At 75.9% G+C, this 975-nt stretch carries 1 protein-coding gene; it reads right to left on the bottom strand.

What is annotated here, in order from left to right; genetic code table 11:
* Nucleotides 1-975: HD-GYP domain-containing protein (locus tag G3I41_RS26340; protein WP_164402860.1), on the bottom strand; the 975-nt coding region annotated here is incomplete at both ends.

Raw genomic sequence — 975 nt, 5'->3', positions numbered from 1 at the left:
CGGCGCCGTCCGGCCGTGGGCTCAGCGGTGCGGGGACGGGCCCGGCGGCCTCCTCGCGGGCCGGCGGCAGCCGCGCGTCGTCCGCCGTGACGGCCCCGGACCAGCCGTACCGCTCCAGGCCGCGGGCCAGGGCCCGCACCATCTGCGGGTCGAACTGCGTGCCCGCGCACCGCTTCAGCTCCTCCACGGCGGCCGGCACCGGCCTCCCCCGCCGGTAGGAGCGGGTCGAGGTCATGGCGTCGAAGGCGTCGGCGACCGCGACGATGCGGGCGCACTCGGGGATGCCCCGGCCGGAGAGCCCGTACGGATAGCCGCTGCCGTCGAGGCGTTCGTGGTGGTGCAGGATCGCGGCCCTGGCCTCGCCGAGGAAGCCGATGCCCCGGACGATCTCGTGCCCGTACTCCGGGTGGAGCTCGATCACGCGCCGCTCCTCGGGGGTGAGCGGGCCGTCCTTGCGCAGGACGCGGGTCGGGACGCCCAGCTTGCCGACGTCGTGGAGGATGCCGGCGAACCGGAGGACCTCGACGCGCTCCCGGTCCAGGCCCAGTTCGTGCGCGATGAGGACGGAGGCGCGGCCGACGCGCTCGCTGTGGCCGCGGGTGTAGGTGTCCTTGATGTCGACGGCCTGGACGAGCGCCCGGATGGTGGCCCGGTGCGCGGCGTGCTCGCGGTGGTACTGGGCGTAGACCCAGCAGGAGATGTACATGGGCAGCAGCACGAAGAGCGCGGCGAGCGGCCCGTACGAGCTGTTCCAGAGGACGGCCATCATCAGCCCGGCGAGGCCGTGCACCAGGTGCGGGGCGAGCGAGCGCGGCAGGAGCCCGCGCCAGGCGCGCCGGGCGGGCAGCTGTTCCGCGACGAGCAGGATCGAGCCGTCGAGGGCGGCGAGCACGGCGCTGAAGGCGAGCGCCGCCGCGCAGACGGGCAGCAGCGCGTAGGGGAGGTCGGGCGGGCTGTCGAGGGCGGCGGGCCCGC

This window comes from Streptomyces sp. SID9727, assembly GCF_010550605.1.
In the GTDB taxonomy this organism is placed as follows: domain Bacteria; phylum Actinomycetota; class Actinomycetes; order Streptomycetales; family Streptomycetaceae; genus Streptomyces.
This window is presented reverse-complemented; position numbering and strand designations above follow the sequence as displayed.